Here is a 13,075-nt window from a genome sequence, read left to right on the forward strand (position 1 = left end):
GGCGACGAGAGTTCCACGTGAGGACCGCCGGTCCGCGTACGGATGTAGCGCCCGGTTAAAGCGTTATTTGGCGGTTGCGCCCGATATGCTGCGCGAGCCCGCAAGGGCCACCATCCGCACCCGCGAGCGCCAGGGAGAGCCATGCCCGAGTCCGCGCACCCCGCCCGGTCCGCGGGCGCGGCGGGCCCCGACCCGCTGGAGGCCGTCGTCGACGGGCTGATGGGCCAACTCGTCGCCGACCTGCGGCGGTTGGCGTCGATTCCGTCGATCGCCTTCCCCGGCTACCCGGAGGCCCCGGTCCTCGAAGCGCGGGACACCGTCACCGCGCTCCTCCACGACGCCGGCGCCACCGCCATCGGCGAGCTCCACCTCCCCGACACGGCGCCGCTCGTCACCGCCGAGATCCCGCCTCCGGACGCCGGTGCACCGACCGTGCTCCTCTACGCCCACTACGACGTACAGCCCCCGGGCGACGGCAAGTTGTGGCGCTCGCCGCCCTTCGAACCCACCGAGACGGAGGACGGCACAGGGTTGCGCGCACGGGGCGTCGCCGACTGCAAGGCGAACCTCATCGCGCATCTCGGGGCCGTGCGCGCCTTCTCCGGGCGACCGCCGGTCGGCGTGCGGATCGTCTTCGAGGGACAGGAGGAGTACGGCAGCGCCTTCGACACCTACCCGGCCACGGAGCCGGAGCGGTTCGCCTGCGACGCGATGGTCGTCGCCGACACCGGCAGCATCCGGCCGGGGACGCCCACCCTCACGACGGCGCTCCGCGGCGTCGCCGAACTCACCGTTGAGGTACGGACGTTGGAGAGCGCGGTGCACAGCGGCGAGTACGGCGGCGCAGCCCCCGACGCACTGCTCGCACTCCTCCACGCCCTCGCCACGCTCCACGACGCGCACGGAGACGTCGCCGTCGAGGGCCTGCACCGCGAGGCGTGGCCGGACGGCGCCCTGACCGAGGAAGAGTTCCGCGCCCGCGCCGGCGTGGTCGAAGGGATGCCGCTCCTGGGCACCGGGGGGCTCGGCGAACGGCTGTGGAGCGGTCCCGCGCTCACCGTCACCGGCATCGACGCGCCCGGCGTCGAGCACGCCGCCTCGGCCGTCGTCCCCTACGCGCGCGCCAAACTGAACCTCCGGGTGCATCCGCGCCAGGACGCGCACGAAGCGCTCGGCGCCGTCGTCCGCCATCTGCGCGCCCAACGGCCGTTCGGCGTGGGCCTGGAGGTCACCCCGGGCGACGCGGGGCCCGGGTTCGAGGCGCCCGCGGGCGGCCCCGCCTACCGCGCCGCCGACGAGGCGCTCCGCGTCGCGTGGGGCAGCGCGCCCGTGCACGCGGCGACGGGCGGCTCCATCCCGCTCGTCAACGGCCTCGCAACGGCCGTGCCCGGTGCGGAGATCCTCCTCTTCGGCGCCGAGGACAACCTCTCGGGGCTCCATGGGCCCAACGAACGCGTCCTCTACTCCGAGCTGCGCGCCGCCGTCCTCGCGGAGGCGGTCTTCTTCCGCGAGTACGCCGCGTCCTTCCGCGCCGCCCGCGAGGCCGAGGCGTGAGCGCGGAGCCCGAGCGCGCACAGGGCGAACTCCCCGCGGACGAGGGCGCGTTCAGGTTTCCCAGTGCGCTCACGGTGCTCGCCGTCGTCACCCTCGCGGTGTGGGCGCTCGCCTTCGTCGTCCCCTCCGGCAGCTATCGGCGCACGGCCGACGGCGCCCCCGAGCAGGGCACCTACCATCGCACCGAGGCCGGGCTCAGCTTCGCCGACCGCCTGAAGGACCTCTTCCTCGCGCCGGTCAACGGCCTCTACGGGGTTCAGGACACCAGGACGGGCGCGGTCTCACCCGACGCGACCGGAGAACTCTACGGCAGCGCGGGGGTGTTCCTCTTCGTCCTCGCCGTGGGCGCCTTCATCACCGTCGTCTTCGCCACCGGCGCGCTGGACCGCGGCATCGGCCGGCTCGCGCACCGGTTGCGCGGGCGGGGCGCGTTGCTCGTCGCCGGGGTGATGACGGTCTTCTCGCTCCTCGGCACCGTCGAAGGGTTCGCGGAGGAGACGCTCGGCTTCTACGGGCTCGTCGTCCCGCTGATGCTCGCCCTCGGATACGACCGGATGACCGCGGCCGGCACCATCCTGCTCGGTTCCGGGGCCGGTGTCCTCTGCTCCACGGTCAACCCCTTCGCCACCGGTGTCGCCTCCTCCGCCGCCGACATCTCGATCGGCGACGGGATCGTGCTCCGCGGGGCGATGTGGATCGTTTTCACCTCCGTGACGATCGCCTTCGTCGTGCGGTACGCGCGGCGGGTGCGTGCCGTGCCCGGGCGCTCGCTCTCGGGGTGGCGGCCGGGGGACCGGGAACGGGCCGAGCGCGCGGGGACGGAGGAGCCGCCGCAGCTCACGCCGCGGCACCGGGTGGTCCTCGCCGCCACATCGCTCGCCTTCGGGGCCCTCGTCTACTCGGTGATCCCGTGGTCGAGCGTGCTGACGGGACGCGCGGACGCCGCCCCGTACCGCTTCGAACTCGGTTGGTCCTTCCCCGAGTTGGCGGCGCTCTTCTTCGTCGCCTCGATCGTGGTCGGCTTCCTCGCGAGGATGGGGGAGCGCGGTTTCACCGACACCCTGGTGCGGGGCGCGGCCGACTTCGTCTCACCGGCGCTGGTGATCATGCTTGCGCGGGGCGTCACCGTCCTGATGAACAACGCGCAGATCACGGACACGGTGCTCCACTCGGTCGAGGGAGCCGTCTCGGGGACCCCCGCCGCGCTCTTCGGCATCATGGTCTACGTCGTCAACCTGCCCCTGGCGTTCCTCATCCCTTCGACGTCGGGGCACGCCACCCTCGCGATGCCGATCCTCGCACCCCTCGCCGACTTCGCCGGGGTTTCGCGGGCGCTCGCCGTCACGGCGTGGACCGCGGCGAGCGGTTGGATGAACCTGTGGGTGCCGACCACCGCCGTCATCATGGGGGGTCTTTCGCTCGCGAGGGTCGGCTACGACCGCTATATCCGGTTCGTGTGGCCGCTGTTGGCGATCCTCGCCGTGCTCGTCTGCGGGTTCGTCGCGGTGGGGGCGTGGGTGGAGTGAGCAACGGCCGTCCGTGCGGGGCGTGTTGCCCCGTACGGACGGCCGAAGCGGTTCAGCCCTCCAGGAGTTGGTACGCCGGAAGGGTGAGGAACTCGGTGTACTCCTCGGCGAGGGCGATGTCGAGAAGCAGGTCGTACGCCTGCTGCCAGGCGCCGGTCGCGAACGCCTCCTCGCCCGCCTCCTCGCGGATCGCGGCGAGTTCCTCGCTGGCGACCTGCCGCACGAGGTCGCGCGTGACGGTGCTGCCGTCGTCGAGGACGACGCCCGCGTTGATCCACTGCCAGAGCTGGGAGCGGGAGATCTCCGCGGTCGCCGCGTCCTCCATGAGGTTGAAGATGGCGACGGCGCCGAGGCCGCGCAGCCACGCCTCGGTGTACCGGATGCCGACCTGCACGGCGTTGCGGAGCCCGGCCGAGGTGGGCCGCGCGTCGAGCGAGTCGATGGCGATGAGGTCGGCGGCCTTGACGTCGACGTCCTCGCGCAGGCGGTCCTTCTGGTGCGGGCGGTCGCCGAGGACGGCGTCGAAGGAGGCGCGGGCGACGGGCACGAGGTCGGGGTGGGCGACCCAGGAGCCGTCGAAGCCGTCGTGGGCCTCGCGGTCCTTGTCGTTCCTGACCTTCTCCAGCGCCTGCTCGTTCGCCTCGGGGTCTCGGCGGTTGGGGATGAACGCGGCCATGCCGCCGATCGCGTGGGCCCCGCGCTTGTGGCAGGTGCGGACGAGGAGTTCGGTGTAGGCGCGCATGAAAGGCGCCGTCATCGTCACGGAGTTGCGGTCGGGCAGGACGAAGGAGGGCCCCGCGTCGCGGAAGTTCTTCACGATGGAGAAGAGGTAGTCCCAGCGTCCGGCGTTCAACCCCGAGGCGTGGTCGCGGAGTTCGTAGAGGATCTCCTCCATCTCGTACGCCGCGGTGATCGTCTCGATGAGCACGGTGGCGCGGACGGTCCCGTACGGGATGCCGCAGTACTCCTGCGCGAAGACGAACACCTCGTTCCACAGGCGGGCTTCGAGGTGCGACTCGGTCTTCGGCAGGTAGAAGTAGGGGCCCTTGCCGAGGTCGAGCAGGCGCTGGGCGTTGTGGAAGAAGTAGAGGCCGAAGTCGACGAGGCCGCCGGGCAGGGCGCGCCCGTCCACGGTGAGGTGGCGCTCGTCGAGGTGCCAGCCGCGGGGCCGGACGACGACCGTCGCCAACTCTTCGGCGGGGCGCAGCCCGTAGGACTTGCCGGAGTTCTCGTCGGTGAAGTCGATGCGCTGCTCGTAGGCGTCGATCAGGTTGAGCTGGCCGCCGATGACGTTGCCCCAGGTGGGGGCCGAGGCGTCCTCGAAGTCGGCGAGCCAGACGCGGGCGCCGGAGTTGAGGGCGTTGATCGTCATCTTCCGGTCGGTGGGACCCGTGATCTCCACCCGCCGGTCCTGGAGCGCCTCCGGGGCGGGGGCCACCTGCCACTCGCCGGAGCGCACGCCGGCGGTTTCGGGGAGGAAGTCGAGCGTTGCCGTGCGGGCGAGTTCGTCGCGGCGCTCGGCGCGCAGCGCCAGGAGCTCGTCGCGGCGGGGGGTGAAGCGGCGGTGGAGCGCGCCGAGGAAGGCCAGGGCTTCGGGGGTCAGCACCTCGTCCTGCCGCTCCGGGCGGTGCGCGGGGTCGATACCGGTGAGCTCCGGGAGCGGGCGCTCGGTTGCGGGCATGGTGAGGACTCCTTCGGCCGGCGGGCGGTGCGGGTGGTGCGGGCGTGCACGGACAGGGCGCCGGAGGGCCAACTCCGGCGGAGTTCTGGAAAGTGGAGAGTAGTTTTCTTATAGCGGAACTTCAACGGGGGAGGAGAAACTCGGCGGCTCCTCGCCCCCGCCACACAAGGATCGCCGTATTTCTCCTGTTCTGTGAGGTGAACTCTCCACCGCCACGGAGGAGTTGGCAACGCCCACGGCCCGCGCGCACCTGCACGGCGGGGCAGCTCCGCGTACGCAACTCACCCGTACACAGCATGTCGTTGGGGCCCGTCCCCGCGCCGCTGCCCCATAGTCGAGCGGTGGCGGTCGCAGGTGTGCGCCGCAGAAGAGCGCAGGAGGCGGTCGCGTGCAGGGCAATTCCGAGGAATCCGGAGCCGAGGGGGCGGTCCCCACCCGTAAGGGGCGCGTCTACGGATGGGCGCTCCTCATCGCGCTGGGCGGCCTCCTCTTCGGCTTCGACACCGGGGTCATCTCCGGCGCCCTCCTCTTCGTCAAGCACGACTTCGCCCTCAACTCCTTCGAACAGGGCACGGTCGTCAGCATCCTCCTCATCGGCGCGATGATCGGAGCGCTCTCCGCCGGGCGCCTCGCCGACCGGGTCGGCCGGCGCCACGCCCTCGTCTTCGAGGGCGTCGTCTTCGCGATCGGCACCCTGATCGCCGTCGCGGCCATCGACTACTGGATGCTCCTCGCCGGACGCCTCGTCCTCGGTCTCGCCATCGGCGGCGCCTCCGCCACGGTTCCCATCTACCTCTCGGAACTCTCCCCGAACGCCATCCGCGGCCGCACCCTCAGCTTCAACCAACTCTTCATCACGGGCGGCATCCTCATCGCCTACCTCGTCAACCTCGTCTTCGCCGGCGCCGGCGACTGGCGGGCGATGTTCGCCGTCGGCTTCGTGCCCGCCGCCGTCCTCGTCGCGGGGGCGCTGTGGGTGCTGCCCGAGTCGCCCTCGTGGCTGCTCGCCCAGGGGCGCGCGGACGAGGCCCGCAGGGTGGTCCGCAGGGTGATGGGCGAGAAGCAGGCAGACGAACTCGTCGACAGCATCCAGCAGGCGACCGAGGAGTCGGGCGGGCACCTCGGGGACGAAGACGAGGGCGGCTGGCGGCACTTGGCCCGCAAGCAGGTCCGCCCCGCGCTCGTCGTCGGCCTCGTCCTCGCCGCCATCCAGCAGTTCGGCGGGATCAACACGATCATCTACTACGCGCCCTCGGTGATCGAGAAGACCGGGCTCAGCGCCTCCAACTCGATCTTCTACTCCGTCTTCATCGGCCTCATCAACCTGCTGATGACGGTCGTGGCGCTGCGCCTCGTCGACCGCGTCGGCCGACGCTTCCTCCTCCTCGCCTCGCTCGGCGGGATGACCCTGACGATGGCGCTCCTCGGCCTCTCCTTCGTGATCGGCCTCAGCCCCGAACTCTCCCTGCTCTTCATGGTCGCCTACATCGCCGTCTACGCAGGCGGGTTGGGCCCGATCTTCTGGGTCCTCATCGGCGAGGTCTTCCCGCCCACCGTCCGAGCCGCCGGCTCCAGCGCGGCGACCGCCGTCAACTGGGCGTCGAACTTCGTCGTCGGCCTCCTCTTCCTGCCCGTCGCGGGGGTGATCGGCCAGGGCGAGACGTTCTGGATCTTCGGCGTCATCTGCCTCGCCGGTCTCTTCTTCGTCCTGCGGTACGTACCGGAGACGCGCGGCGAGAGCCCGGACGAGGTCGCGCGCGGACTCCAGCAGCGGTTCGCCGGCCGGGAGGGTTGACGGATGGCGGACGGGCGGGACGGGGAGCGCACCGGCGCGCCCTGGGACCGCGTCCAACCCCTCGACGGCGCCGTGGTGATGGCGACCGGCATCGTCTCGACGGGCTGCCTGCTCGTGGGGTTCGAGGTGCTCTCCGCCGCGCTCTTCGCCGTCGGCGCCGCGGTGTGGGTCGCCGTCGCCGCCGTCATGCTGGTGCGGTTCGTGCGGCAGCGCCGCAGGTGGCTCGACGAGGCGCGGAAGGTGGGCGCGCTCACCGGCGTCGCAGGCACCGGCGTCCTCGGCGTCCGGTGCGCGTTCGCCGGTTTCCAGACGGCGGCGTGGGTGCTCCTCGCCTTCTCCGCGGTGCTCTGGGTCGTCCTGCTGCCGGCCGCCGTGCGCCACACCGCGCGACGCGTACCGGGCGCCGCCTACCTGACGTGCGTCGCCACCCAGTCCCTCGCCGTGCTCGCCACCACGCTCTGGTTGACGCAGCGCGGCCCCACCTGGCCGCTGTGGCTCGCGCTCGGCGCCTTCGTCCTCGGACTCGCCCTCTACGTACAGGTGTTGGTCCACTTCGACTTCTCCGAGGTGCGCAACGGCAAGGGCGACCACTGGGTGGCGTGCGGCGCCCTCGCCATCTCCGCGCTCGCGTCCGCCCGGCTGACGGGCGCCACCGCGCCGGGCGGAGCCTGGGCCGGGTGGCCGCACGCGTGGCTCCGCTTCGTCACGCTCGTACTGCTCGCCGCGGTCTTCGCCTGGTACGCGGTACTCGTCGTCGCCGAGATCAGGTGGTCGCGCCCGCAGTACGACACCCGCCGCTGGGCGACCGTCTTCCCGCTCGGCATGACGGCGGTGGCGACGCTCACCACCGCGCCCCTCTTCGCGCCCGACGCGCTCACCGAGGCGGGTCGGCTGCTCCTCCTCGTCGCCGTGGTCGTGTGGTTCCTCACGGCGGCGGGGGCCACGCGCGCCGCCTTCCGGACGCCCGCCGGCTGAACGTGGCCTCGCGCGCGCCGAGTTCAGTCGTCGAGGCGGGCGAGGTCCTCGGGGGTGTCGATGTCGGCCGGGTCTCCGACGTCGCCGCACTCGACGCACACCGGAGGGTGCCGCCGCAGGTACGCGCGGGCGCCCCTGTCGCCCTCCGCGGCAGCGGCCACCCCGGCGAAGTGCGCGGCTCCGAGGAGGACGGGGTGGCCCCTGCGCCCGCCGTAGGCGGCGGAGGCGAGCGAGGCCGGCCCCTCGTACGCGGCCCGCACCCGGGCGACGGCGCGCGGGGACACCCCCGGCTGGTCGACGAGCACGACGAGCGCGGCGCCGCTCTCCGCAGCCGCGACCCCGCCGGGCCGCTCCCCGGAGACGGCAGCGAGGCCGACCCGCAGCGAACCGCCCATCCCCGCGGCCCAGTCGGGGTTCTCCACGACCTCGGCGCCGTCGAGCCGGGCCCGCGCCTGGACCGTCGCAGCCGCAGCACCGAGCACCACGCAGACGCGCCCGCACCCGCCGTCCACGAGCGCCCGGACCGCGTGCTCGACGAGGGGCGCACCGCGGTAGGGAAGGAGCGCCTTGGGACGCCCGCCCAGCCGGGAGCCGCCCCCGGCCGCGAGCAGTAGGCCGGTGACGGGGGAGCGCGTCGGGTCGTTCTCCTGGTGCAGCACGGCGCCAGGGTACGGGGCGGTCCCCGTCGGCCGTGCGGGGCGGCGCACAGCAGCGCCGTCCCTCCACAGACGGAACGGGCAGCAGCGTGACGGGGAGTGCAGCGCGGCGCGGGGGTCTTCACGCCCTTGGGGTCCGCCCGCGACCGGTCCCGGAGCCGGAGGAGTACGACGGCCTCGACCTGCCCGACGACTACCGCCTCGCTCTCGCCGACCGCCCGGTGCGCCCCTCCGACTCCGCGGACGACCGCGAGGACGTCGCACACGAGACGGAGTTCGACCGCCTCGGTACCGCCGACAGCAACAAGCTGGTGCTCCTCGACGACGAGCAGTCCCCGACGCTCCGAACCTGCCGCGCCGGAACGCGGTCCGCCCAGCGCGTCGCACTCCGCAGCCTCTCGAAGGGCGCACGGATCTGCGTCCTCAACGGCGCCGGGCATGTGGGGCTTGTCACCTTCCGCGGCACCTCACCCGACTCCGACCCCAGCACGTACGTCAAGCTCGACCCGACGGTGTGGCGCAACGCGCTCGACGTGAGCGAGGAAGGGCCGACGGAAGCGCCCTGAGCTGCAGCTACGCCGTTCCGGAAGCGCGGCTGCCGGAGCGGCGCACGGTCGTCCTGCCGCCGCTCCCCGACTCGTGTGCGCCGCACGGGAATCGCGTCCTCCGTATGGCGTCCTCGTCGCGCTTGGCGTTTACTGGTCTGACCCGGCCGGGGGGCCGGTGGCTTCCCGGGGCGTGGTGAGGGGAGCACGGAGGAGCAGGGGTGGCAGCCTCCGAGTACCGCGGGGCGTGCCGTTTGATGGGGAGAGAGCGTGCGCAGCAAAACCGTGGGGCAGCGGTCGTCGGGGGCGAGCCGCCAGGAAGATCCGCGCGTCTCGGCGCTGAGGGACGCGGCCGTCCGGCTGCGCGCCGAACTCGACGCGCACCAACCGGAGTTACGCGACCGCGGCGTGGCCGAGGACCAACTCGACGCGGTCCGCGCCATGGTGCGCTCGGGGGCACCCGAAGTGCGCGCGCTGCGGACGTCGTTGCTGCTGCTCACCGCGGCGCTCGGCTCCCTGAGCACGCTCGCCGAACCGCTGGGCGAACTGCGCCGCGCCGTCGAACTCTTCGGCGAACCGGCGCCCCGCCGCCGCGAGTAGCCGCAGGGGTGCGCCCAACCGCCCCGTGACATACGGGCGCCGGGGCCGCGCTCAGCCTCGCGGTGCCTCCGCGCCAGAGGTGGCGATCGCCGTGGAGAGTTCGGCCGCGACGGTCCGCAGCAGCGGTACGTACTTCTCCGTCGCCGCATCGGTGAGGCGTCCGGCAGGCCCGGAGATGGAGATCGCCGCCGAGGTGGGGGAGTCGGGGACGCGGACGGCGAGGCAACGGACGCCCAGCTCCTGCTCGTTGTCGTCGACGGCGTACCCCTCGACGCGCACCGTCGCGAGGGCGTCGAGGAACGCCTCGGGCGTGGTGAGAGTCCGCTCGGTCGCCGCCGGCATGCCGGTGCGGTCGAGCAGGGCGCGCACCTCCGCCTCCGGGGCCTCGGCGAGGAGCGCCTTGCCGACGCCCGTGGTGTGCGGCAGCACCCGTCGGCCGACCTCGGTGAACATCCGCATCGAATGGCGCGAGGGCACCTGCGCGACGTAGACGGCCTCGTCCCCGTCGAGGAGCGCCATGTTGGCCGTCTCGCCCGTCTCCTCGACGAGCCTGGCGAGGTAGGGCCGCGCCCAGGTGCCGAGGAGCCGCGCCGCGCTCTCGCCGAGCCGGATGAGCCGCGGGCCGAGCGCGTAGCGGCGGTTGGGCTGCTGGCGGACGTAGCCGCTGGTGACGAGGGTGCGCATCAGCCGGTGGATGGTGGGCAGCGGCAGGCCGCTCAGCGAGGCGAGTTCGCTGAGCCCGACCTCGCCCCCGGCGTCGGCCATCCGCTCCAGCAGGTCGAAGGCCCGCTCCAGGGACTGGACGCCGCCCGGGGCGGCGGGGGCCGTTGGCTGGTGTTCGGCGGACGGCGGCAAGGCGCGTTCCTTTCTGCGGGCTGTGCGCATGGTACCGGGCGCCGCGTCCGCGGGGTCCCGGCCGACGGTTTCCGCGTTCCGACCGACGGGCGGGGGGCGCGGTGTTGACGCCCGGCGGGAGTGGTCTCAGGATGCCTTCAACAGTTCGTTGAAACCGCAGGTCTCGACCGGACGCGGCGCGCCCGCTCCGCCGGGGCGCTGCCCTCGCGCGAGCACCGGGAGGTGTCGGGTGCAGGAGCAACCTTGGGACGGCGAAGCCGAGTTGGTGCTGCGCTCCCCACGCGTGGTGACGCCGCAGGGGGAGCGCCCCGCGTCCGTCGCCGTGGCGGGGGAGCGCATCGCCGCCGTCCTCCCCTACGACGCCCCCCTCCCGGCCGGTGCCGAGCTGGTCGACCTCGGCGAGGACGCGCTTCTGCCCGGGCTCGTCGACACGCACGTGCACGTCAACGACCCCGGGCGCGCGGAGTGGGAGGGGTTCCCCACGGCGACGAGGGCGGCCGCGGCCGGCGGTGTCACCACCCTCGTCGACATGCCGCTCAACTCCCTTCCGCCGACGGTGCACACGGCGCACCTGCGGACCAAGCAGGCGGCGGCGGAAGGCAGGGTCCACATCGACACGGGGTTCTGGGGCGGCGCGGTGCCGGAGAGCCTCGGCGGGCTGCAAAGGCTCCACGAAGCCGGCGTCTTCGGCTTCAAGTGCTTCCTCTCGCCCTCCGGGGTCGAGGAGTTCCCCGAGCTCGACGCCGCCGGACTCGACGCCGCGCTCGCCGAAGTCGCCGCTTTCGACGGGTTGTTGATCGTCCACGCAGAGGACCCCACCGCGCTCGGCGAGGCACCGCAGCCGCACGGCCCCGGCTACGGCGGCTTCCTCGCCTCACGCCCGCCGGCGGCCGAGGAGGAGGCGATCGGACTGCTGCTGCGCCTGGCGCGCCGCCACGGCACCAGGGTCCACGTCCTCCACCTCTCCTCGGCGGGCGCGCTGCCGCTCCTCGCCGCCGCGCGGGCCGAGGGCGTACGGGTCACCGCCGAGAGCTGCCCCCACTTCCTCACCCTCACGGCGGAGGAAGTCCCGGACGGCGCAACGGAGTTCAAGTGCTGCCCGCCCATCCGCGGCGCCGCCAACCGCGACGCGCTCTGGGGCGAGGGGCTCGGCGCGGGCGTCCTCGACTGCATCGTCTCCGACCACTCGCCGTGCACGCCCGAGCTCAAGGACGGCGACTTCGGCAGCGCCTGGGGCGGCATCTCCTCGCTCCAACTGGGGCTCCCCGCCGTCTGGACCGAGGCGCGCCGCCGCGGCCACGGGCTCGGTGACGTGGTCCGCTGGATGGCGACCGGCCCGGCAGCGGTCGCGGGGCTCGCGCGCAAGGGAGCCGTCGCGCCCGGCATGGACGCGGACTTCGCGGTCCTCGCCCCCGAGGAGACCTTCACCGTCGAGCCCGCACGGCTCCACCACCGCAACCCCGTCACCGCGTACGCGGGCCGCACCCTCGAAGGCGTCGTCACCTCGACGTGGCTGCGCGGGCGCCGCATCTCCGCACACGGCCGGACGGGAGAGCCCACCGGAAGGCTGATCGAGAGAGGACGTTCATGACCACGGCACCGACCCGGCCCGGAGACCAACAGGCAGTCGCTTCCCCCGAGTTCACCGCACCGGCCGTCCCGTACGCCGGCGGCGACCCGTACGCGGACTACCGCGCACCCGCCGGCGGCTTCCCCTTCCAGCACCTCCCCGACCTCGCGGACGCGGGCCTCGGCGGCACGGTCGTCGCCGCCTCGGACGAGTTCTTCGCCGAGCGGGAGCGGCTGCTGCGCCCGGGGCGCGCCGAGTTCGATCCCGACCTCTTCGGTCCCAAGGGCAAGACGATGGACGGCTGGGAGACCCGCAGGCGCAGGGGCAGTTCGGCCACCGCGCCGCACCCCGAGCCCGGCGAGGGCGACACCGCGCTGATCCGGCTCGGCACCCCTGGGGTGGTGCGCGGCGTCGTCGTCGACACGGCGCACTTCAGGGGCAACAACCCGCAGAGCATCTCCGTCGAAGGCGCCCAACTCCCCGGCGCACCGGGCCCCGAGGAACTCGGCGACCCCGCCACCGTCTGGACGACGCTGGTGCCGCGGACCCCGGTCACGGGGCACGCCGCCAACGGCTTCGCCGTCTCCACCCCGCACCGGTTCACGCACCTGCGGCTCACCCAGTACCCCGACGGCGGCGTCGCCCGGCTGCGCGTGCACGGCGAGGTGCTCCCCGAGCCCGCATGGCTCACCGCGCTCGGCACCTTCGACGTGCTGGCGCAGGAGCACGGCGGTCGCGTCCTCGACGCCTCCGACCGGTTCTTCTCCTCGCCGGCCAACACCCTCCGACCCGGCCGTCCGAGCGGCATGGCCGACTGCTGGGAGACCAGGCGGCGCAGGGACGAGGGGCACGACTGGATCGACTACGCGCTCGCGGGGGAGGCACAGGTGCGCGCGATCGAGCTGGACACCGGTGAGCTGCGCGGCAACGCGGCCGGCTGGGTCGCGCTCCACGGCACCGACTCGCCTGCGGAGTCCGGGAGTTGCGAGTGGCGGACACTGCTGCCGCGGACGCCGCTCCAGCCGGACACCGTCCACCGCTTCCTGCTCCCCGAGCCGGTGGGGCCGCTCGTACGGGTGCGGCTCGACATCTTCCCCGACGGCGGCGTCGGCCGTCTGCGTCTCCACGGTTCCCTCACGGAACAGGGCGCCGCCGACCTCACCGCGCGGTACCGGGAGGCTGCGGGCTGACGAGGAGCGATGCCGGCGGTCCGCGCCCGAGGGGGGCGCGGACCGCGCACGCATACCACTCGAGCGTGTGAACATCAGGAAAATATGGGGGAGTTGGCGTTGACACGTCATCTACGCGCGTCACCATG

At 73.3% G+C, this 13,075-nt stretch carries 11 protein-coding genes; 8 read left to right on the forward strand and 3 right to left on the reverse strand.

Annotation, left to right across the window (positions count from 1 at the left end):
• Positions 1-141: 141 nt before the first annotated feature.
• Positions 142-1,554, forward strand: a complete 1,413-nt coding sequence (locus F603_RS0119005; RefSeq protein WP_019547568.1) for a M20/M25/M40 family metallo-hydrolase — start codon at positions 142-144, stop codon at positions 1,552-1,554.
• A complete protein-coding gene (locus tag F603_RS0119010; RefSeq protein WP_019547569.1) occupies positions 1,551-3,080 on the forward strand; it encodes a YfcC family protein in 1,530 nt (509 codons plus the stop codon). The genes F603_RS0119005 and F603_RS0119010 overlap by 4 nt, the downstream gene beginning before the upstream one ends.
• A gap of 52 nt (positions 3,081-3,132) precedes the next feature.
• On the opposite strand, the gene aceB is transcribed toward F603_RS0119010, so the two are convergent.
• Complete coding sequence (aceB, locus tag F603_RS0119015; RefSeq protein ID WP_019547570.1) at positions 3,133-4,761, reverse strand: malate synthase A; 1,629 nt, start codon at positions 4,759-4,761, stop codon at positions 3,133-3,135.
• Positions 4,762-5,149: 388 nt separating this feature from the next.
• Between aceB and F603_RS0119020 the strand changes: the two genes are divergently transcribed.
• Together F603_RS0119020 and F603_RS0119025 are read left to right on the forward strand one after the other, a co-directional pair.
• Positions 5,150-6,556, forward strand: a complete 1,407-nt coding sequence (locus F603_RS0119020; protein WP_019547571.1) for a sugar porter family MFS transporter — start codon at positions 5,150-5,152, stop codon at positions 6,554-6,556.
• A gap of 3 nt (positions 6,557-6,559) precedes the next feature.
• A complete protein-coding gene (locus F603_RS0119025) occupies positions 6,560-7,531 on the forward strand; it encodes a tellurite resistance/C4-dicarboxylate transporter family protein (RefSeq protein WP_019547572.1) in 972 nt (323 codons plus the stop codon).
• A 23-nt stretch (positions 7,532-7,554) separates the two neighbouring features.
• On the opposite strand, the gene F603_RS0119030 is transcribed toward F603_RS0119025, so the two are convergent.
• Complete coding sequence (locus F603_RS0119030; protein ID WP_051096274.1) at positions 7,555-8,190, reverse strand: nucleotidyltransferase family protein; 636 nt, start codon at positions 8,188-8,190, stop codon at positions 7,555-7,557.
• 86 nt (positions 8,191-8,276) lie between these two features.
• Between F603_RS0119030 and F603_RS0119035 the strand changes: the two genes are divergently transcribed.
• Together F603_RS0119035 and F603_RS0119040 are read left to right on the forward strand one after the other, a co-directional pair.
• A complete protein-coding gene (locus F603_RS0119035) occupies positions 8,277-8,753 on the forward strand; it encodes a hypothetical protein (RefSeq protein WP_019547574.1) in 477 nt (158 codons plus the stop codon).
• A gap of 249 nt (positions 8,754-9,002) precedes the next feature.
• Positions 9,003-9,332 carry a DUF5955 family protein gene (locus tag F603_RS0119040; RefSeq protein WP_019547575.1) on the forward strand — a complete coding sequence of 110 codons (330 nt, stop codon included), beginning with the start codon at positions 9,003-9,005 and terminating at the stop codon, positions 9,330-9,332.
• Positions 9,333-9,383: 51 nt separating this feature from the next.
• Here the strand turns inward: F603_RS0119040 and F603_RS0119045 are convergent, their stop codons facing one another.
• Entirely contained in the window at positions 9,384-10,187 is an 804-nt protein-coding gene (locus F603_RS0119045; protein ID WP_019547576.1) for an IclR family transcriptional regulator, read from the reverse strand.
• Positions 10,188-10,416: 229 nt separating this feature from the next.
• Between F603_RS0119045 and allB the strand changes: the two genes are divergently transcribed.
• Together allB and alc are read left to right on the forward strand one after the other, a co-directional pair.
• Entirely contained in the window at positions 10,417-11,778 is a 1,362-nt protein-coding gene (gene allB, locus F603_RS0119050; protein WP_019547577.1) for an allantoinase AllB, read from the forward strand.
• Positions 11,775-12,947, forward strand: coding sequence for an allantoicase (gene alc, locus F603_RS0119055; RefSeq protein ID WP_019547578.1), 1,173 nt, complete (start codon positions 11,775-11,777; stop codon positions 12,945-12,947). The genes allB and alc overlap by 4 nt, the downstream gene beginning before the upstream one ends.
• Positions 12,948-13,075: the final 128 nt, after the last annotated feature.

Origin of the sequence: Streptomyces sulphureus DSM 40104 (assembly GCF_000381025.1) — a bacterium.
In the GTDB taxonomy this organism is placed as follows: domain Bacteria; phylum Actinomycetota; class Actinomycetes; order Streptomycetales; family Streptomycetaceae; genus Streptomyces; species Streptomyces sulphureus.

Bases quoted from the DNA above. Each gene is read 5' to 3' on its own strand.
- F603_RS0119005 (WP_019547568.1), top strand. From the start codon at position 142: ATGCCCGAGTCCGCGCACCCCGCCCGGTCCGCGGGCGCGGCGGGCCCC.
- aceB (WP_019547570.1), bottom strand. From the start codon at position 4,761: ATGCCCGCAACCGAGCGCCCGCTCCCGGAGCTCACCGGTATCGACCCC.
- F603_RS0119025 (WP_019547572.1), top strand. From the start codon at position 6,560: ATGGCGGACGGGCGGGACGGGGAGCGCACCGGCGCGCCCTGGGACCGC.
- alc (WP_019547578.1), top strand. From the start codon at position 11,775: ATGACCACGGCACCGACCCGGCCCGGAGACCAACAGGCAGTCGCTTCC.